The 20,598-nt window shown below is 44.9% G+C and carries 12 protein-coding genes and 6 tRNA genes; 14 read left to right on the top strand and 4 right to left on the bottom strand.

Annotated features, from left to right (window positions below; all coding sequences use genetic code 11):
- Window positions 1–283: 283 nt before the first annotated feature.
- The 9 genes from lon (at window position 284) to LIN78_RS05990 (ending at window position 5,990) form a co-directional block, all read left to right on the top strand.
- Window positions 284–2,704, top strand: a complete 2,421-nt coding sequence (gene lon / locus LIN78_RS06030; RefSeq protein WP_227179546.1) for an endopeptidase La — start codon at window positions 284–286, stop codon at window positions 2,702–2,704.
- 213 nt (window positions 2,705–2,917) lie between these two features.
- The gene (locus LIN78_RS06025) at window positions 2,918–3,190 is read left to right on the top strand and encodes an HU family DNA-binding protein (RefSeq protein WP_227179544.1); all 273 of its coding nucleotides are present in this window, start codon (window positions 2,918–2,920) and stop codon (window positions 3,188–3,190) included.
- 49 nt (window positions 3,191–3,239) lie between these two features.
- Window positions 3,240–3,315, top strand: a tRNA-Val gene (locus LIN78_RS06020).
- 92 nt (window positions 3,316–3,407) lie between these two features.
- Window positions 3,408–3,484 (top strand) — tRNA-Asp (locus tag LIN78_RS06015).
- 31 nt (window positions 3,485–3,515) lie between these two features.
- Window positions 3,516–3,591 (top strand) — tRNA-Val (locus LIN78_RS06010).
- A 34-nt stretch (window positions 3,592–3,625) separates the two neighbouring features.
- Window positions 3,626–3,702: transfer RNA gene (locus tag LIN78_RS06005), tRNA-Asp, on the top strand.
- A gap of 39 nt (window positions 3,703–3,741) precedes the next feature.
- Window positions 3,742–3,818 (top strand) — tRNA-Asp (locus LIN78_RS06000).
- 42 nt (window positions 3,819–3,860) lie between these two features.
- Window positions 3,861–3,936, top strand: a tRNA-Val gene (locus LIN78_RS05995).
- A 221-nt stretch (window positions 3,937–4,157) separates the two neighbouring features.
- Window positions 4,158–5,990 carry a SurA N-terminal domain-containing protein gene (locus LIN78_RS05990; protein WP_227179542.1) on the top strand — a complete coding sequence of 611 codons (1,833 nt, stop codon included), beginning with the start codon at window positions 4,158–4,160 and terminating at the stop codon, window positions 5,988–5,990.
- A 179-nt stretch (window positions 5,991–6,169) separates the two neighbouring features.
- On the opposite strand, the gene LIN78_RS05985 is transcribed toward LIN78_RS05990, so the two are convergent.
- Together LIN78_RS05985 and LIN78_RS05980 are read right to left on the bottom strand one after the other, a co-directional pair.
- Window positions 6,170–6,961: an enoyl-ACP reductase FabI gene (locus LIN78_RS05985; protein ID WP_227179540.1), complete on the bottom strand. Its 792-nt coding sequence runs from the start codon at window positions 6,959–6,961 to the stop codon at window positions 6,170–6,172.
- A 159-nt stretch (window positions 6,962–7,120) separates the two neighbouring features.
- Entirely contained in the window at window positions 7,121–10,003 is a 2,883-nt protein-coding gene (locus tag LIN78_RS05980; protein WP_227179538.1) for a diguanylate cyclase domain-containing protein, read from the bottom strand.
- A gap of 243 nt (window positions 10,004–10,246) precedes the next feature.
- Between LIN78_RS05980 and LIN78_RS05975 the strand changes: the two genes are divergently transcribed.
- Window positions 10,247–13,681, top strand: a complete 3,435-nt coding sequence (locus LIN78_RS05975; protein WP_227179536.1) for a bifunctional diguanylate cyclase/phosphodiesterase — start codon at window positions 10,247–10,249, stop codon at window positions 13,679–13,681.
- A 76-nt stretch (window positions 13,682–13,757) separates the two neighbouring features.
- Here the strand turns inward: LIN78_RS05975 and metG are convergent, their stop codons facing one another.
- Window positions 13,758–15,833: a methionine--tRNA ligase gene (metG, locus tag LIN78_RS05970; RefSeq protein WP_227179534.1), complete on the bottom strand. Its 2,076-nt coding sequence runs from the start codon at window positions 15,831–15,833 to the stop codon at window positions 13,758–13,760.
- 186 nt (window positions 15,834–16,019) lie between these two features.
- Here metG and apbC point away from each other — a divergent pair, with 186 nt between their 5' ends.
- From apbC to fdhA, 3 genes are all read left to right on the top strand, one after another.
- Window positions 16,020–17,096 carry an iron-sulfur cluster carrier protein ApbC gene (apbC, locus tag LIN78_RS05965; protein ID WP_227179531.1) on the top strand — a complete coding sequence of 359 codons (1,077 nt, stop codon included), beginning with the start codon at window positions 16,020–16,022 and terminating at the stop codon, window positions 17,094–17,096.
- 53 nt (window positions 17,097–17,149) lie between these two features.
- The gene (dcd, locus tag LIN78_RS05960; RefSeq protein WP_227179529.1) at window positions 17,150–17,722 is read left to right on the top strand and encodes a dCTP deaminase; all 573 of its coding nucleotides are present in this window, start codon (window positions 17,150–17,152) and stop codon (window positions 17,720–17,722) included.
- Window positions 17,723–18,016: 294 nt separating this feature from the next.
- Window positions 18,017–19,210 carry a formaldehyde dehydrogenase, glutathione-independent gene (fdhA, locus tag LIN78_RS05955; RefSeq protein ID WP_227179527.1) on the top strand — a complete coding sequence of 398 codons (1,194 nt, stop codon included), beginning with the start codon at window positions 18,017–18,019 and terminating at the stop codon, window positions 19,208–19,210.
- 71 nt (window positions 19,211–19,281) lie between these two features.
- On the opposite strand, the gene LIN78_RS05950 is transcribed toward fdhA, so the two are convergent.
- Window positions 19,282–20,031, bottom strand: a complete 750-nt coding sequence (locus tag LIN78_RS05950; protein WP_227179524.1) for a substrate-binding periplasmic protein — start codon at window positions 20,029–20,031, stop codon at window positions 19,282–19,284.
- 369 nt (window positions 20,032–20,400) lie between these two features.
- On the opposite strand from LIN78_RS05950, the gene LIN78_RS05945 reads away from it, so the two are divergent.
- On the top strand, window positions 20,401–20,598 hold a 198-nt coding region (locus LIN78_RS05945; protein ID WP_227179522.1), incomplete at its 3' end, for an FAD-dependent oxidoreductase.

The following is a 20,598-nucleotide window of genomic DNA, read 5'->3' as shown; positions in this document are numbered from 1 at the left end:
AATAAAAAAGCCGATTGCAAAATCGGCTTTTTTATTGGTGATCGCACAGGGCTATTCACGTATCCTCAAACACGTAAAAATCAAAAAATTGGTTTGAAACACTTTGATATCTAGCCTGTTCGGTGTAGATTGGAAGTGCGCACAACAAATTGTGCCGATTATTGGTTAGTGGTTTTTTCGTTTTGTAATGGGCAAATAAACGAAATATAACTTTCCCTCTTGAATTTTGGGGTTTTGTAGCCATCTGCTATCTCAAAGCCACCGCCAATATGTGAGTATTGCAATGACAGAACAAGTATTGACTCAAGAGGAAGCAACAGCGCTTCCATTGTTACCACTAAGAGATGTAGTGGTATTTCCTCATATGGTAATTCCGCTATTTGTCGGAAGAGCTAAATCAATTAAAGCGCTTGAATATGCCATGGAAAATGGCAAGACCATTTTATTGGTCGCGCAAAAACACCCAGATAAAGACGAGCCAGTTGCCGAAGACTTATATGAAGTCGGTGCTACGGCTAATATTCTACAAATGCTGAAGTTGCCTGATGGCACGGTTAAAGTGTTGGTAGAAGGTAGTGATCGTGCTGATATCTCTGCGGTAAGTGATGACGAAGGCTTCTTTACTGCGGTAGCAACGCCAGTAGATACCACCTCACCAGAAACGCCAGAGCTAGAAGCAATGCGCCGCGCAATGTTGGCCCAATGCGATCAGTACGTGAAGTTGAATAAAAAGATTCCACCAGAAGTACTAACTTCTCTTTCTGGTATTGAAAGCGCTGGTCGCCTAGCTGATACCGTGGCAGCACACTTGCCATTGAAGCTAGAGCAAAAACAAGAAGTTCTGGAAATGTTCCCTGTGGTTGATCGTCTGGAGCATTTGCTAGGTCTGATGGAGTCAGAAATTGAAATTCTTCAGGTAGAAAAGCGTATCCGTGGTCGTGTAAAACGCCAGATGGAAAAGAGTCAGCGTGAGTACTACTTAAATGAGCAAGTAAAAGCCATCCAGAAAGAGTTGGGTGAGGGAGATGAAAGCGCAGATTTAGAAGAGTTAGCGAAGAAAATTCAAGCCGCTCATATGCCAAAAGAGGCACGTGAGAAAGCCGAGTCGGAGCTGAAGAAATTGCGTTTAATGTCTCCGATGTCTGCTGAGGCATCCGTGATTCGCAATTACATCGAAACGTTGGTGAATCTTCCTTGGAAGAAAAAAACCAAAATCAGCAAAGATTTGGCCGCTGCTGAAACCTTGCTTGATAAAGAGCACTTTGGTTTAGAAAAAGTTAAAGAACGTATTTTGGAGTATCTAGCTGTTCAACAACGTGTAGATAAGCTAAAAGCCCCAATCCTATGTTTGGTTGGCCCTCCTGGTGTGGGTAAAACCTCTTTAGGACAAAGTATTGCGAAGGCAACTAACCGCAAGTTTGTTCGTATGAGCTTGGGTGGCGTGCGTGACGAAGCTGAAATTCGTGGTCACCGTAGAACTTATATTGGCTCTATGCCAGGTAAGATTCTACAGAACATGACAAAAGTCACTGTTAAGAACCCTCTTTTCTTGCTAGATGAAGTAGATAAATTAGGCCAAGACTTTAGGGGCGATCCTTCTAGCGCATTGTTAGAAGTGTTAGACCCAGAGCAAAACGGTACGTTTGTCGATCATTACGCAGAGGTTGAGTACGATCTTTCTGATGTTATGTTTGTTGCGACCGCTAACTCATTGAATATTCCTGGTCCGTTACTAGACCGTATGGAAGTGATTCGTGTAGCGGGTTATACCGAAGACGAAAAGGTAAGCATTGCACTTAACTATTTGGTGCCAAAACAGCTCGAGGCAAATGGCCTGTCTGCAGAAGAGTGCCAAATTGCAGAGAGCGCAGTAAGAGATATTGTTCGCTACTATACGCGTGAAGCTGGTGTGCGATCATTAGAGCGTGAAATTAGTAAAGTTGCCCGTAAAGTGGTGAAGGCGCGTCTTTTGAAACCGAAAGATGGCAAAGTACAAGTAACCGCGAAAAACCTGGATAAGTACCTTGGTGTTCGTCGTTACAGCTATGGCATTGCAGAGCAAACTAACCAAGTAGGTCAGGTAACAGGCTTGGCTTGGACGGAAGTGGGTGGTGAATTATTAACCATCGAAAGCGCGGTGATGCCAGGTAAAGGTAATATGATCCAAACGGGTCAATTGGGCGATGTGATGCAAGAATCGATTCAAGCGGCGCGTACCGTGGTACGTAGTCGTTCGAAGCGATTGGGTATTGATGCCGAGTTTTATCAAAAGCAAGATATCCACATTCACTTGCCTGAAGGAGCAACACCGAAAGATGGCCCATCTGCTGGTATTGCCATTACGACCGCATTGGTTAGTTCTTTAACTGGTATCCCGGTTAGATGTGATGTGGCGATGACAGGTGAAATCACATTACGTGGTGAAGTATTGGCGATTGGTGGTTTGAAAGAAAAACTGCTAGCAGCGCATCGTGGAGGAATTAAAGATGTATTGATTCCTCACGAGAACGTGAAAGATTTGGCTGACATTCCTGACAATATTAAACAGAAGCTAACGATTCATCCGGTTAAATGGATTGATCAGGTGCTTGAGTTAGCGTTAGAGCGTCAACCAGAACCATTGCCAGAACCAGAACCAACGGCGGTTGCTGAATTAGTGGCAAAACCGGAAGAAGAAACAGTTCCAAAAGTTACTAAACATTAATTAGTAATGACGAATAAAAACACCAGATGATTGTTCAATTACACTGTCATCTGGTGTTTTTTTGCAAATGAATGTCATGTATTGTGTGAAATCTACAGAATATTTGCTGAAAGCCCCGTGTTTGCTTGCTTTCCCGCTTGACATAACAATTTGCTGCTTGCTATAAATCGAGTGCTGTTAACGTCTTTAAACCCAAACTGAAAGGGGACGGAAGTGAATAAATCCGAACTGATCGATCAAATCGCAGAACAGGCAGAAATTTCCAAAGCAGCGGCTGGCCGCGCACTAGATGCAACGCTAGGTGCTGTAAAAGATGCGTTGGCTAAAGGTGATATGGTGACTTTGGTTGGTTTTGGCACCTTCTACGTTGGTGAGCGCGCTGCTCGTAGTGGCCGTAACCCACGTACAGGCAAGCCAATTGATATCAAAGCTGCAAAATCTCCTAAATTCAGGGCTGGTAAAACTCTGAAAGATGCGGTAAACTAATCTTCTTTGCTGATTGCGGTCCAAAATCATTGGGCAAGCAATCTGCAATGGGTGTTTAGCTCAGTTGGTAGAGCATCTCCCTTACAAGGAGGGGGTCGGGGGTTCGAATCCCTCAACACCCACCAGCTAAAAAATAAATTAGCTGGCGACGAAAAAAATGCTAGACAAGCAGTTTTATAGTCGGTAAAATGCGCGCTCTTCTGATGTTGCGAAGTATGGAGCGGTAGTTCAGTTGGTTAGAATACCGGCCTGTCACGCCGGGGGTCGCGGGTTCGAGTCCCGTCCGCTCCGCCAACAACGCAATGTCAAAATAAATTAAGTAATTGGGTGTTTAGCTCAGTTGGTAGAGCATCTCCCTTACAAGGAGGGGGTCGGGGGTTCGAATCCCTCAACACCCACCAGTTACTTAATAGCGTGTTTTAGCGCACCCGATTTGGAGCGGTAGTTCAGTTGGTTAGAATACCGGCCTGTCACGCCGGGGGTCGCGGGTTCGAGTCCCGTCCGCTCCGCCAAATCGTTTAGTCTGATTGACGTCAGATGTTGTTCTATCCGGAGCGGTAGTTCAGTTGGTTAGAATACCGGCCTGTCACGCCGGGGGTCGCGGGTTCGAGTCCCGTCCGCTCCGCCAGCTTTTCCTGTCTAGGTTATCCTGACAACTTCTTTTTTGATTGGGTGTTTAGCTCAGTTGGTAGAGCATCTCCCTTACAAGGAGGGGGTCGGGGGTTCGAATCCCTCAACACCCACCAATCAAAAATCTCTATTCTCCCAAGCCTCTCAAATTTAGTCGCTTCTAGGTTTGCTCTAGGTCACTTGTTTTTTTCATTGCTCCAAGCTGCTTTGTTGAACTTGTCATTTTTCGCTATGTCTTTGTGTCTATGGCGAATGTCATGACTAGTCAGTATGTGGCTTAGTCTGCTATCCTCTTAAATTAATTTTTTGCTGACTCTTTGAGATCTAGGGCGTTTGAATGTTTGATTTTGTCCAAAAAAACCAAGTATTGATTAAAGTACTGTTAGGCGGCATTGCGCTGACTTTTGTTGGCTTTGGTGTAAGTTCCTATAACAGCGTATCTGATACGACGGTAGCCACTGTAGACGGCGCTAAAATCGATTTGCAAGAACTAGAGAAATCTCTGAATAGTCAGAATGCCAGTGCTGAAGAAAAAAATACGGCATTACAACGTTTGATTATCCAGAAGATGTTAGATAAGCAAGCAGGCAGTTTGTATTTAACTGCAACGGATAGTGCTTTAAGAAATAACATTGCGCAAATGCAGGTGTTTCAACGCAATGGTAAGTTTGATGAAAAAACTTACCAAGAGTTGCTCGCGAACAATAATTTAACCGCCGAAGCATTTGAAGATAGCACCAGAAAACAATTGGCTGTTTCAAACTTACTAGGCCCAATTGCTACTTCTACCATTATTAGCAAAACGCAGCTTGATAGCATCGTGAATTTAATGAGTGAACAGCGTGATGTATCTGTTGTGCCATTTCAGCCTAGCGCCTATCTAGCCAAGGCTTCAGTCAGCGACGCGGAAATTAAAGCGTACTACGACAAGCAAAAATCACAGTTTAATGTGCCAGAGCGTGTGAAAGTTGATTACGTGCTGTTTTCTCCTGAAACATTGGCTGCGGGCATTCAGGTAAAGCCTGAAGAGGTAAATGCGATTTATGAAAAGACAAAATCTAAATATGAAGAGCGTCAAGTAAGACATATTTTAGTTGCTGTTCCTCAAGGGGCAAAACCAGCAGATGTGGCAGCAGCTAAAGCAAAGGCTGAAAAACTGTTGGCTGAAGTAAAGGCGAAGCCAGATTCATTTGCTGACGTGGCGAAACGTGCATCGGATGACACAGGTAGTGCGCAGCAAGGTGGCGATTTAGGTTTAATTACTTCAGATAAAATGGTTAAGCCATTTTCTGATGCGGCTTATGCACTAAATAAAGGTCAGATTAGTGGTGTTGTAAAATCTGAGTTCGGATTCCACATCATCCAGGTGACCGACATCAAGGTTGGTGACCCTGTGGCTGCTAAAGCTGCTATTGAATCTGATTTGAAGCTAAAAGAAGCAAGTGCGAAGTTAAACCGTGATAGCGAAACCTTCAAGAACTTAGTGAATGAAGAGGCTAAATCTTTGCAGCCTGCAGCAACTAAGTTTGCGATTGCGATTGCACATAGTGATTGGCTAGATAAGTCAAAAGCAGTTGATGAAGTCCTAAACAAGGCGGAAGTACGTGATGCGGTGTTTCAAGCGGACGTGATCTCAAAAGGCTACAACACAGAAGTCGTTGAGCTTGGACAGGGGCGTTTGTTAGCTGCGCGTGTTACCGCACATGAGAAAGCTCGTTTGAAGCCGTTGCAAGAAGCTTCTGCGCAAATTAAAGAGATTTTATTGAAGCAAAAAGCGTTGGCATTGGCTAAGCAAGACGCGAATGCACAATTGGCTTCTCTCAAAGCGGCTAAGCCTGCTCAATTAACGTGGTCTGCTGTTCAATCGATTAACCGAATGGATGGTAAGGGGTTAGATGATAAGGCGCTGAAAGCGGTGTTTGGAACGCCGTTGGTTGCTGGAAAATCTTCATTTGTGGTGACGGATCTGCCGGATGGTGGTGTTGCGCTATTGAAGGTGGATAAATCTACCTCTCCACTGGCATTAACTGCAGAACAAAAAGCCGCGCTAAAACAGAAAATGACCGAAATGCTAGCTGAGGGCGAGGTTGTTTCTTATCAGAAGTGGTTACAAGCTGAGATGCCTGTGAAGGTTTATCCTAAGCTTCTAGGAGCTGCTGCGCAGCAGTAATGTATTATCTTTATGGGATGATGAGTCCTGTTGAATAAAAGAACGCCCGCTGGGCGTTTTTTTATTCATTCTTGCGCATGAAAATGTGACGTTTGGCAGGGTGGGTAAAGCATGAGAATGATGCCCATAAAAAAACCGGACAAAAATGTCCGGTTTTTTTATGGGGCGGGTAGCTTCGATTAGCTAGCTGCCTCGTCTAATACGCCTGCGGTAATATTAAAGCCCGCATCCACGTAGGTGACTTCACCAGTAATGCCACTAGCTAGGTCACTCATCATGAATGCTACTACGTTACCAACTTCTTCGATGGAAACGTTACGCTTCAATGGTGCGCGAGATTCTGCGATTTTTAGTAGTGAGCGGAAGTTACCGATACCACTTGCTGCTAGGGTACGAATTGGACCTGCGGAAATTGCATTTACACGGTGGCCTTGTGCACCTAGGCTAGTTGCCATGTAACGTACGTTTGCTTCAAGGCTAGCTTTTGCAAGACCCATCACGTTGTAGTTTGGCATGACGCGTTCGGCACCCAAGTAAGACAATGTTACTAGTGCAGAGTTTTCATTTAGCATGCTGCGAGTGGCTTTTGCCATTGCTGCAAAACTGTATGAACTGATGTCATGCGCAACGCGGAAATTTTCACGGCTAACGGCATCTAGATAATCGCCAGCAAGTGCTTCGCGTGGTGCAAATGCAATTGCGTGAACAAAACCATCAAATGTTGGCCAGTGTTTTGCTAACTCTGAAGCCATGCTGCTAATTTCTTCATCGCTAGATACATCACAGCGAATCAGAATTTCACTACCGAATTCTTTGGCCATTTCAGCCACACGACCTTTAAGGTCTTCATTCATGTAGGTGAAGGCCAGTTCAGCGCCTTGTTTGTGCATGGCTTGAGCTACACCGTATGCAATGGAGCGATTAGATAGCAGGCCAGTAATCAGGATTCGTTTGTTAGACAAAAAACCCATAAATTCCTCACAATGAATGTCATTTTGGTCGTGCATTATAACATTTTCGAAGAAATTAGTTGGTAGTTGCTTATCTTTTTATGACGGTTACCCAAGGTGGTTGTTGGGTATTCGTATTAATACATCAAATCTAATCTGGCATGGCATCTATGCAATCGATTATTTAGAGTTTTTTGTAATGTCGTGAATCAATAAATCAACGGTGTCGGCCATTCTGCCTAATTCAGAAGTGGCTTGATCAAGAATGCCAGGCATATTTTGCGGTGCGGTTTGAATGGCAGCGACGGCCTCGCTGACTAGACGACGGAAATGCTGGTGCTCTTTTTCTAATTTATTAAATTCTGGTAGATGTGCCCAGCGCTGCCCTTTGCCGTGCATCCAATCGCCTAATCGGCAACAATCGAGTGTATTTCCTTTTTGATAAGGAAATGTTGCTCCATCTAGCATCAGTTTATGCAGTTTCTGCAGCCAGCGACGGTGCTCCGGGATCGCGGTTGCTAAGGCGCTATCATCAATCGGCCAAGCAAGGTGAAGTGTGGGCACGTTGAGTTCAATGTTGGGCTCTTCGCTAGGCTGTAATGGAAGAGCAGATAGGGTTGGGTAAATCGCATACCCTTGCCCTTGGGTAATATCTAAACGAAGTAGCACAACAATTTGCTCGATTAATTCGAGTTGCTTGGCAATGATCGGGACATTTCGCTTTTGGCATGCCAGATGCAATGTTTGTACATGCAGAAGTGCTTGATCATTTTCAAGCATGTCATGTAGCAAGTAAGAAGATAGTTTGACGGCGTCTGCCAATGCTAAGTAAGGGTAATCGGTGACCTCTGTTTTTGCACCTAAACCATCAATGATGACCTTATAGCCTAAGCCTCTTACTTCTCGAATAATGGGTTTTAATTCATCCATATTAGCGAGGAGTTCTGACTCTTTAATTTCTAGCGAAATAAAAGAGGATGGTACACGAGGGTGCGTTTCGCTAAGTTGTCTTAATTTTTGGATAAATGTTTTGCCCTGCCAATGCCGCAATGAAATATTGAGGCTAATCGGTTTGGCAATGTTGTATTGGAAGGTTTGATCAAGCGCTTCGTAGGCTTGTTCAAGTACGCGATTACCAATGGCGATTAAGAGGTTGTCATTTTCTAGACGCTCTAGAAACGTTGCCGGAAGCCAGATGTTTCGGTTGTCTTTCACCCAGCGAAGTAGGCCTTCGTACCCCAAAATTTTGCCACTGCTTAAATCTACCCACGGTTGCCAATGCAGCGTAAATGCATCGTCTTCCAGTGCACGGCGAATCTCGTTCCTGAATTGGTGATGTTGATGAATTTGCTCATCTTGTGCCGGATTGAAGTAATGCACAGTGTGGCGGCCTGCATCTTTTGCCTGATACATCGCATGATCTGCATGGCGCAGTAGCGTGTCGGCATCTTGACCGTCGACTGGGTAGTGCGCCACACCAATACTTGCGCCAACATGAATGTCTGGGTAGCCATCAATGCGGAAGGTTTTATGCAAGGTGTGAAGTACTCGATGCAGAATGCGATCGGTTTCCTCTGGGGTGTTGATTTGGGTCATCACGATCACAAACTCATCCCCGCCTAGGCGAGCAACGGTATCGTGATTTCTAACACAATCTTGCAGGCGTTTTGCGACTTCAATTAATAATAGATCTCCGGTTTTATGGCCATATTTATCGTTAACTGGTTTAAAGCCATCTAAATCGAGATAGCAAACAGCGATTAGTCCATGTCCTCTGGCATTGTGCGCCAAGGCTTGGCGCATACGATCGCCCAGTAATATACGGTTCGGTAATTGGGTGAGTGCATCATAGTAGGCAAGATGTTCGATGGTCGCTTGCTGGTGTTTGCGATCCGTAATATCAGAGAGTAAGCCAATATAGTGGCTTACTTTTCCTTGGTCGTCTTTGACTGCCGTAATGGTTAATTCTTCAGCGTAGATTTGACCATTCTTACGACGATTCCATAACTCTCCAAACCAGTGGCCTGTTGCATGAATACTTTCCCACATTTGTTGATAAAAATGTGGTTCCTGATGACCTGATTTGAGCATTCGCGGGTTTTGACCGACGAGTTCTTGCCTGTCGTAACCGGTCATGATGCAAAATGCTTGGTTTACATCCAGAATTTTGCCGTCTGTACTCGTGATTAAAATGCCCTCGCTCGCTTCAGAAAATACGCTGGCAGCAAGTTTTAATTTTTCAGCCGCTTGCTCTTGGTTCTCGATGTTTTCGATAAGGATGAGCAATCCACTGACGGTGTCGGACTCTTCTTTTAGTGTCGAGAAGTGAACCTCAGCTCTGAACGCAGGGAGTCCTTCAGGTCGGACCCAACCTTTTGTTGCCTGTAGCGCATGCGCTTCAATTTTTGCAAACAATGTTGGCCATGCTAAAGGGGTAGATGCTGGCAGAGATAATTCACGCTGAATATTAGCAATGATTTCTTCACCAAATAAGGTGGTCGCTAGTGGTTTACCTGTCGCTTGAACAGGGTGCAATCCTAAAATATTTTCTGCTGGCTTATTCAGTAAGCGTAATACCCCTGTCGGGTCTACTACTAACATGGCGCGCTTATGCGTGCCATTGAGTACGGCGTGCAGCAGGTGGTAGTGCTTTTCTAATGTTTGCTGAATCAGCTGTTCACGTTGTTGAATGGTGAAAAACTCAGATACATCGTGAATGACGCTACACAGTGGCGCATCTGGACCATGCATCAATGGGGTCGAAATGACTTCAACTTGTCGTACGCTGTGGTCTGCTAAGCGGTGCTCAAAACGAAAAGTGTTCTTATTGTATGCTGCGGCTAACCGCATTTCTTGTAAGACTTCTTCACGCGTTAAAGTATTGAAATCAAAGATCGTGCGCTGACAGATTTCTGAAATAGAGAATCCGTAAAAATGTGCGGCAGCCTGATTGGCTTCTACAATTTCGCCCGTCTTTGGCAAGATGATTAGCATAGGCAATGCCGATGCTTGAAACATCTGCTCAAATGGTACTTGGGCGAGTGAGAATGCTGTATTTTTCACGGGGTTTGGCTATTTAAATTTGGTCTTGTTTTTGCGTTCTTTAAGTCTAATTCAAAAAATAATATCTGCATTGCTTTATATCAGTTTTGGAAAAGTAAATTTTTGTATTTATTGATGAATATGATTGTTCGATTGATGTGACTCAATAATATTTTTGTTTTTTTCTAGCACAATCCGGCGGTGTCTGAAACGCTTATCTATGCCAATTGCAATATTTGGCTGTAAATCGCTTATTGAAATGAAATGTCGGATTTAAAAATATCTCATCATAGACAGCATTTATCTTATGCGCTGGTTGCTCTGCTGTTTGCAGGGGTAACCGCGTTGGTATTTTTTGGATTATTGGCAATGCGTCAAAGAGAAGAGTCTCTTGCGTTTACCAACCAAAAAAATATGGTGAGGGCATTAGAGGAGCACTTGTCTGCTACGCTAATTAAGTCTGATGTGATTTTGCAGCAAGCCGTTTTAGAAATTTCTCCACAATTGGCTTCGAATCTGGAACGTTCAATTGTCGATAAACGTTTATCTGAACTTCTTAAGCTATTACCTGAGTCGCAAAGTTTGCGTGTGATTGGGGTAACAGGTCATCTGATCTATGATGCGGAGGGGAAGCACTCTTCTATTTCTATTTCTGATCGTAGTTATTTTATCCGCCAAAAAAGTGATCCCAATGCTGGGTTAATTATTTCTAAACCAATTTTTGCTCGTTTTACTAAAAATTGGGTAATTACACTCAGCAGGAGAATGAATGACCAAAAAGGAAACTTTATTGGCCTTGTTCAGGTGGCGCTGCCCGCCGAGTTGTTCTCCTCATATTACAAAACCTTTGATAGTGGGACAGATGCAATTGGTTTGTATGACATGGATGCGCTCATGGTTGCTAGGCATCCGATGCCATTTAACCAAATGGGAAAACCGTTGTATCAATCTCCGATTGGGGATGCCATTCTGACGCGTAAACCAGAAGGACAGTTGACTTTCATCTCAACAGTCGATGGTGAAAAACGCTTGTACTCCTATAAAAAGGTAGCGAATTTTCCGTTTTACATTGTGATCGGGCAAAGTGTTCGCCACGTATTTAATGGTTGGTATATTTATGCGGCGGGGGCTGTGGCGGGGCTTATCTTATTAGGCATTATCCTGATGCGGTTGGTCATGGAGTGGCGCCGCTCTTATTTACATGCTTTAGAAATCGCTGAAAATTTATTGCATGTTTCTAATACAAAAGATTCCCACATCCAAGCACTTTTAGATGGCATGCCCGATTTGGCGTGGATTTCTGACTTAGATGGACGCTACTTAGTGGTAAACCAAGCATTTGCAAGTTTTGTTGGGATGAGTAAACAATCCATCCAAGGCAAGCTAGCGAAAGCGTTGTTGCCGTCACCAGTGGTGGCGATGTTAGAAATGTATGACAAAAGTGCGATTTACCAAGGCAAACATTACCGCACCGAGTTGTTATTGAAAGATAACGCGGGTGAGATGCGCTCATTCCAATATGTGCGAGTGCCAGTGGCGGATGCCAATGGGGCGCTAATTGGGACCGCGGGGATTGCGCACGACATTACGGCAATTAAGCAAGTTGAGTATCAAGTTAGAGAGCAGCAAAAGGTACTTCAGCAGTTTATTGATAATAGTCCTGACATTATTTGCATGCTAGATATGACTGGGCGCTTTATATTTGCAAACCAAGCTTGTGAACGCTTACTTGGTGCTGGTTTGGTTGGTCGTTCTTGGTCTGATTTAGCTATTCAAGAGCCAATCCTGATGCAATGGGAGGCGTTGCAGCCAACGATTGCGGCTCGGCAGAACTATCGGACCGAATTGCAAGTCACTGTAAAAAATGAAGCAAAAACCTACCTGATGATGGCATTTCCAGTGTTATCTCCAGATGGTGAGGTCATTGCGGTAGGTTGTATTGCGACAGATATTTCAGAGCGTATCGAGTTTGAGCAACGACTAAAGTTGCTCGCTAGTGTGTTTGAAAATGCACATGATGCAATTGTGATTACTGATGCCAATACACGCATCTTGGAAGTAAACCCTGCCTTTACGTTGATTACAGGCTATGACAAAGCAGATGTCATTGGCAAGAGCCCTCGAATATTACAATCTGGCAGACATGATGAGCATTTCTATAAAGAAATGTGGTCTTCGCTGAGTTCGACCGGTTTTTGGAATGGAGAGGTGTGGAATAGAAGGAAATCAGGGGAGGTATACCCTGAAGTGTTAACGATTACTAGTGTGGCAGAAGCGTGTAACGATAATAATCCGAAGCATTACATCGCTGTATTCTCTGATATTTCTGTCTTGAAAGAGCAGCAAAAACGGCTAGAGCATTTAGCGAATTTTGATGCTCTGACTCAGCTGCCTAACCGAGTGATGTTAGCCTCTAGGCTTGAGTCTGCCATGATGCAATCTATTAGTCGTGGCAAAATGCTGGCCGTCTGTTTCTTAGATTTGGATGGATTTAAGCCGGTTAACGATACCTTTGGTCATGATACGGGGGATCGTTTACTCATTGAGATGGCAAACCGTTTCCGTGCTGAATTAAGAGACCAAGACACAGTTGCTAGGTTGGGGGGCGATGAGTTTGTGTTATTGCTAACTGACCTCGCCGCATTAACGGATTGTGAGCATACATTAGACCGCATTCTAGAATCGATTGCCCGGCCGGTTTGGTTGCAAGGCCGACCACTCTCAGTTTCCGCGAGTATCGGTGTGGCGCTTTTCCCTCATGATGATGTGGATGGTGATACGCTGCTTCGTCATGCAGATTTGGCTATGTATCAATCGAAGCAGGCTGGGCGAAACCGTTATACCTTCTTTGACTCTGTGCTAGATCGTAAAGAGCGTACAAAGCGTACTCGCTTAGAGCGTATTCAGTCTGGGTTGGCGCAAGGGGAGTTTATACTCTATTACCAGCCAAAAATTGATATGCGCACACATGAAGTGGTTGGTTTAGAGGCGTTGATTCGTTGGAACCACCCAGAGTGGGGCATGCTGTTGCCAGGTCGATTCTTGCCGGATGTCGAAGGTACAGAATTGGCGATTCCACTTGGCGAATGGGTGATTGAGACTGTCTTGAAGCAACAGGAACTCTGGTTGTCTCATGATATGGAATTGCCGGTTAGTATTAATATTTCGGGGGAACACTTACAGCAAGCAGAGTTTTTAGAGCGCTTAACGAAAGTGATGAACCGTCATTCGACCGTGCCAGGACGTTTGATTGAGTTTGAAATTTTGGAAACCACGGCATTGAATGACATTAGCCGTGTGTCAGATATTATGACGGCGTGTCAAAAAGCCCTGAAAGTGCGATTTGCCTTGGATGATTTTGGCACAGGTTATTCTTCGCTGACCTACTTTAAACGATTACCTGCTGAAACATTGAAGATTGATCAATCGTTTGTGCGAGATATGCTGCAAGACCCTGAGGACCTTGCGATTGTGCAGGGGCTTATTGGACTCACAACCGCTTTCCAGCGGAATGTGGTTGCAGAAGGGGTAGAGACTTTAGAGCATGCCGCAGCATTGTTGGAGATGGGATGCTTCTTAGGTCAAGGTTATGGATTCTCAAAACCAATGCCGGCAGACAAAGTGGAGAAATGGGTGGCTGAATATCATCAGGATAATCGCCAACCGAGGGTCAGCTCTATTCCTCAATTAATGTCTTGAATTCAAACGTGACGATCTACCCAATAAAAAAGCTAGGAAGAATCCTAGCTTTTTTATTGGCTGGGTAAAACCGAGATTAGCGAATACGCATCCCTGGTTTTGCGCCTTCATGTGGTTCCATCAAGAACACGCCGCTGTCATCATCTGTACCACTTGCTGCCAATACCATGCCTTCTGATAGACCAAACTTCATCTTGCGTGGGGCAAGGTTCGCAATCATCACGGTGTGTTTGCCAACCAGTGTTGCAGGATCGTACCAAGCTTTAATACCTGAGAAGACAGTGCGGTGACGACCTTCGCCAACATCTAACGTTAGCTTCAGTAGTTTGGCCGCGCCTTCTACGTGCTCTGCATTCACAATTAATGCAACGCGAAGATCGACTTTCGCAAAGTCATCGATGGTCACTGTATCTGCAATTGGTTCGATGCTAGGCGCTGCTGGTGCAGCAGCTGGCGCTTCCATCCCTTGTTTGTTTTCTTCAATCATATTATCAATCTGTTTTTTGTCGATACGGGTCATCAAGTGCTGATAAGCCTGAATTTCATGGCCTAACAACAATTGCTGACTATCTTGCCACTGTAGTTCTGCCACATTTAAGAAAGCGGCCACTTTTTCAGATAGCGCTGGCAAGACTGGTTTTAAGTAAATGGCGAGTAAGCGGAACAAGTTAATCGCGGTGGTACACACTTTGTGTAGTTCGGCGTCAGCACCTTCTTGTTTGGCTAAGTCCCAAGGCTTTTTCTCGTCAACGTATTGGTTGGCTAAATCTGCCAATGCCATGATGTCGCGCATCGCTTTCGCGTAATCGCGTAGCTCATAGTGACTAGCGATTTCATCGGCTGCAGCTTGAAGCTTGGTTAATAGTTCTGGCTGGTCTGCTTCTAAGGCTAGCTTGCCATCAAAGCGTTTTTTCACAAAGCCAGCAGAGCGGCTAGCAATGTTAATGAACTTACCTACTAGATCGCTATTCACGCGAGCAATAAAGTCATCCAAGCTCAGATCGATATCTTCAATCTTGTTGTTTAGCTTTGCCGCAAAGTAGTAGCGTAGGTATTCTGGGTTGAGATGCTTTAAGTACACGCTGGCATTAATGAAGGTGCCGCGAGACTTCGACATCTTTTGCCCGTCAACCGTCACAAAACCGTGCGCAAATACGCCGGTTGGAGAGCGGTAGCCACTAAAATGCAAGGTGGCAGGCCAGAATAGTGCGTGGAAATACAGAATGTCTTTACCGATGAAGTGATACAACTCGGCATCAGAGTCTTTTCCAAAATAGCTATCAAAATCTAGGCCAGATCGTTGGCAAAGGTTCATAAATGAAGCCATGTAGCCAATTGGTGCATCTAGCCAAACATAGAAGAATTTTTCACCATTGGTGCCAGGAATTGGGAAGCCAAAATAAGGGGCATCACGGCTGATATCCCAATCTGCCAAGCCACCTTCAATCCACTCGTTCATTTTGTTGAGGGATTCAGTTTGTAGGTGTGGCTGCACGCGGCCATCAGGTAGTTTGGTTTCTCCGCTTGTCCAAGATTTTAGATAATCGGCACATTCTCCTAGCTTAAAGAAGAAATGCTCAGATTCACGAATCACTGGTGTCGCACCAGACACGGCCGAGTAAGGGTTCTTTAGTTCGGTTGGGCTGTAAGTAGCGCCGCAAGCCTCACAAGAATCACCATATTGATCTTTTGCGCTACATTTCGGGCACTCGCCTTTCACGAAGCGATCAGGCAAGAACATGTTCTTTTCTGGATCATACAATTGGCTAATGGTGCGAACAGCAATTTTGCCATTGGCTTTTAGCGCATTGTAGATACCTTCAGATAGATTCTTGTTTTCTGGCGAGTTGGTGGTGTAGTAGTTGTCGTAGCCAATCAGGAAGCCACGGAAGTCCGCCACGTGCTCTTCTTGCATACGTGCAACGAGTTCATCTGGCGTAATGCCTTCTTTTTCAGCACGCAGCATCACTGGTGTGCCGTGGGTATCATCGGCACAAACGTAGAAACAGTCGTGACCACGCATTTTCTGGAAGCGGACCCAAACGTCTGTCTGGATATGTTCCAGGATGTGGCCTAGGTGAATCGGACCATTCGCATATGGTAGTGCGCTGGTCACCAGAATTTTTCGCTTGGTAAACGGAGCAGAAGTCATGTCTGTTTGCACTCAGAATTAGGTTAAATCATTAGATAATCGGGTATTTTAAACTATGTCAGCATCCTCTTGTCGTTTTCTGTCGAGCAGTTACCCTTTTTTGGTTTAAAATCTCTTTTTTGAACCGAATTTTTAGCAAGAGTGATTGTCTCTATAGACTCACTGTTGAGTAATCGAGAATCCGTAATGGCGAGCGTACAAGACGTATTAAAAGATATTGTTGACCCACACACTGGAAAAGATCTGGTTTCGGGTAAATGTGTAAAACGAGTGACCGAGTCGGCGGGTAAGGCGGAGGTGGACATTGTGCTACCTTATCCTGCGAATCGTTTTATTCCACAGTTTACAGATGAGATTAAAGCGAAGCTAAAAGCAGAGGCGGGTGTAGACGCAACGATTATGATGCGTAGCGAAGTGGTTGCTCATGCGGCGCAACGTGGTGTGCCACATATTCCAGGCGTGAAAAACGTGATTGCAGTCGCGAGTGGCAAAGGTGGCGTAGGTAAATCTACTACCGCAGCTAACTTGGCCTTGGCCTTAGTAGCGGAAGGTGCGCGCGTTGGGATGTTGGATGCGGATATTTACGGTCCATCTCAGCCAACTTTGCTTGGCGTTGAAGGCAAACAGCCAGAGTCACCTGATGGCAAATCAATGCAGCCAATTATTGGACACGGTATTCAAACCATGTCGATTGGTTTCTTGATTGATCCAGAACAGCCAATGGTTTGGCGTGGTCCGATGGTGACACAGGCGTTGCTGCAACTGATTAATGAAACTCGCTGGGATAACCTGGACTACCTAGTGATTGATTTACCACCGGGTACAGGTGATATTCAGTTGACGCTAGCACAAAAAGTGCCGGTTACCGGTGCGGTGATTGTTACCACGCCGCAAGACATTGCATTGATTGATGCGCGTAAAGGTTTGAAGATGTTTGAAAAGGTCAACGTACCGATTCTAGGTATCGTTGAAAATATGAGCGTACATATTTGTTCGAATTGCGGTCATGCAGAGCCAATTTTTGGTGAGGGTGGCGGCGTGAAGATGGCGGAAGACTACCATATTGATGTATTAGGTAAATTGCCACTTGATTTATCTATTCGATTAAACGCAGATGAAGGTAAGCCAAGTGTAGTGGCTGAACCAGATGGAAAAGTCGCGGCGATTTATCAAGAAATTGCACGTAAAGTAGCGGTTAAAGTCGGCCAAATGCAGCAAGACTTCAGCAGCAAGTTCCCGAAAATTGTGATTCAGAATAGCTAAACATTTACTGTGTTAAGTCTGACTTCATTAAATAAGAATGTGGAGTAGTTGGCATGTCGATTAAGTCTGATAAGTGGATTCGCAAAATGGCGACTGAACACGGCATGATTGAGCCGTTCGAGCCTGGCCAAGTGAAAGAAGTAAATGGTAACCGGATTGTTTCTTACGGAACGTCTAGTTATGGTTACGATATTCGTTGTGCAAACGAATTCAAGATTTTTACCAATATCAACAGCACCATCGTTGATCCGAAAGATTTTGATCACAATAACTTTGTCGATTTTGTCGGCGACGTGTGTATTATCCCGCCTAACTCTTTTGCCTTGGCAAGAACAGTAGAGTATTTCCGCATTCCACGTGAAGTGTTGACGATCTGTTTGGGCAAGTCTACCTACGCGCGTTGCGGCATTATTGTTAACGTGACCCCATTTGAACCTGAGTGGGAAGGGTATGTGACGCTAGAGTTTTCGAATACCACACCGCTGCCAGCAAAAATTTACGCAAACGAAGGTTGTGCGCAGGTCTTGTTCTTTGAGGCAGATTCTGACGATATTTGTGAAACCTCGTACCGTGACCGTGGTGGTAAGTACCAAGGGCAGGTCGGAGTGACGTTGCCGAAGACTTAAATGGGGGCGCTGAGTCGCCAAAGATTGTAAAAAGTTAAAAAAATGGATACGTAGATCGTATCCATTTTTTTCATGTAAACGCAAATATATCTGATATTTCATTGGGTTAGTGACCAAAGCTGTCGTATACAGAATAAGACTTTCTTTCTATTTCATGACCTTGTCGTTCACGATCAATTCAAGGTCGCCTTTCGCGTCAAACCCTTTTCAACTTACTGACATGATGTACAAGCTCTCATGAGTGATGAGGGTGATTTGCCGACATTCCAACCAATAATAGAAGGAGGAGATTTCATGTCAGGTAATCGTGGCGTTGTTTATGTAGGTCCTGGTAAGGTCGAAGTACAAAATATTCCTTTTCCTGAATTAGTGAATCCACAAGGTCGTAAAATTGGCCATGGTGTGATTCTAAAAGTGTTGTCTACCAATATTTGTGGCTCTGATCAGCACATGGTTCGTGGTCGTACCACCGCGCCAGCTGGTTTGGTATTGGGTCATGAAATTACTGGTGAAGTGGTTGAAGTAGGTGCTGATGTAGAAACCATGAAGGTTGGTGATCTGGTTTCTGTACCATTTAACGTTGCGTGTGGTCGTTGCCGTACTTGTATCGAGCAAAATACCGGTGTATGTCTGAGCGTGAACCCTTCACGTGCCGGCGGTGCTTATGGTTATGTGGACATGGGTGGCTGGATTGGTGGGCAGGCTGAGTATGTCATGGTGCCTTATGCTGACTTTAACCTGTTGAAGTTCCCAGATCGTGATCAAGCTCTAGCTAAGATCAAAGATTTGACTTGCTTGTCAGATATTCTGCCAACTGGTTACCACGGTGCCGTCATGGCAGGTGTTGGTCCTGGTAAAACGGTTTATGTCGCTGGTGCTGGCCCTGTGGGTATGGCTGCAGCTGCTTCTGCTCGTCTACTAGGCGCAGCAGTGGTAATTGTTGGCGATATGAACGAAGCACGCTTGGCCCATGCTCGCGCAGTTGGTTTTGAGACCGTAGATTTGTCTCAAGATGCTACACTGGGTGAACAAATTGCCGCTATCCTTGGTACGCCAGAAGTGGATTGTGCCGTGGATGCAGTGGGTTTTGAAGCGCGTGGTCATGGCCATTCAGGTTCTCAACACGAAGCGCCAGCTACCGTATTGAACTCACTCATGGAAGTGACGAAAGTTGCCGGTAAGATTGGTATCCCTGGTCTTTACGTGACGGATGATCCGGGTGCGGTGGATGAGGCTGCTAAACGTGGTAGCTTGTCTGTACGCTTTGGTCTAGGTTGGGCAAAAGCACACAGCTTCCATACTGGCCAAACCCCTGTGATGCGTTACAACCACCAGTTGATGCAAGCGATTCTGTGGAATCGTATCAACATTGCTGACGTGGTAAACGTTGAGCTAATTTCTTTGGACGATGCACCAAAAGGTTATGCGCAGTTTGATGCAGGTGTGGCGAAGAAATACGTGATCGATCCGCACAATCAATTACGTTGATTGATTAAAGCAGTTTGATCTAAAAGCCTCGTTAGTGAATCTGACGGGGCTTTTTTACTTTATTGATGGTGTTAGTTGGTTGGCGTTGCTGCTTGCCACTTTTGCATGATTTGGCTGTAGGTGCCATTTCGCTTGATTAGTGCAAAACCTTGGTCAAACATATCTTTGGCAAAACGACCTTTTAGGTGAGTCGCTGAAAAAGTGACGTAGATGGGGACTTCTAGCGCTAATCCAACCGGTTTGATTTTGCCGGCTAGTTCTTCTTTGTGCATATTGATTAGGTAGGTAGCAACTTGGTCGTAGGCTAAGACGTAATCCACCCGTCCAATGGCTAACTTTCGAAGGCTATGAAGATCGCTGTTGGAATAGTCTTTCAACATGCTTGTACTTTGTTCAACTGCATCGCCATAGGTGTAGCCATTTGTCAGACCAATTTTTCTGCCAATTAGATCGGATAGGCCGATGTTTTGCGCAGAGAACCGTCCTGTTTTTGCATAGATGGCGATTCGTGCAATATAGAGCGGCTCATCAGAAAAAAGGTATTTTGGCAGGGTGGCAGAATCTTTACTGGTATCAAAGCAGACGGGCTCTTTGCCTGCTTCGAGTAATTTCATGCACCGCGCGTAAGGTAGTGTGATCATGTTGATTGGCGTACCTACTGCATTATAAGCCGCTTTAACCAGATCAACAGATAAGCCAGATGGCTTGCCTTTAATCTCGGCTGAATAAGGGAACCAATCATCTTCTGCAATTACTCTTAAATTCTCGGCCGAAGAGAGGCCAGAAAGGAGTAGAGCAACACAGACAAACAAGTATTTCAAAACCAACTCACAACAAAAAGAACGTCAGATCGCTTTGGGAGGACTGACGAAAATTAATTAAGTAGTTAATTTTACGCTTTTGTGACAATTCGCCCTAGTGACTTTACAAATAGGCTATTGGTATGTTGTCTTCTTGCTAACCGTACTGATTAGTTGGCTAATTAGATGAAAGAGCGGGTGAAGGCCAAAGAAAGTAGCTTAAAAACGCCGTTTTTTCTCAGTCTTGTCGAAATTCTGCAAATCATTGTCCGTTCATGTCAATCAGAGGTGCCGCCGAATTTGAAGAATAGCACCATCGGGAAAGCGGGTATAAAAATCAAATTTTTTACTGCTTTTCTTCACCGTATTCTTATTAGATCGGGATGAACCATGTCCAAAAATCGCTACTCCCTGTGGAGCCTGTTCAAGCAAGGGCTCAAGCATAACAAAGGCTGGGAACCTGCCTGGACCAGCCCGCAGCTAAAACCATCCTATGATGTGATTATCATTGGTGGTGGCGGCCACGGCTTGGCAACGGCCTACTACTTGGCCAAGAACCACGGCGTTAAAAATATCGCTGTGCTAGAG

This window comes from Leeia speluncae (assembly GCF_020564625.1).
Lineage (GTDB): Bacteria > Pseudomonadota > Gammaproteobacteria > Burkholderiales > Leeiaceae > Leeia > Leeia speluncae.
This window is presented reverse-complemented; position numbering and strand designations above follow the sequence as displayed.